This window comes from Howardella ureilytica, assembly GCF_054657495.1.
Genome location: NZ_BAAHYP010000039.1, coordinates 1 through 203 on the forward strand (window position 1 = coordinate 1; position 203 = coordinate 203).

Genomic DNA, 203 nt, shown 5'->3' on the forward strand with positions numbered 1-203 from the left:
ATACCTTACTCTCCAATCCGCACTCTTTTGCTTATCCCACTTGGCATACACAACCATATCATTCTCTATCTTTTCATTGATGTCAAAAGGAGTATTAAATTCAGGATCCTTATACCATCCTCCGAACCAATAGCCCTTTTTTTCCGGAATCATTGAGAGCTCTCTGTGTACCGTGTAATTTTTCTGTATCTTTACGGAGTCCG

At 39.9% G+C, this 203-nt stretch carries 1 protein-coding gene; it reads right to left on the reverse strand.

What is annotated here, in order from left to right; translation table 11 throughout:
* A partial coding sequence (locus ACYQ1N_RS07620) for an InlB B-repeat-containing protein (RefSeq protein ID WP_459834533.1) occupies positions 1-189 on the reverse strand: 189 nt, incomplete at its 3' end.
* Between the last annotated feature and the right edge of the window lie 14 nt (positions 190-203).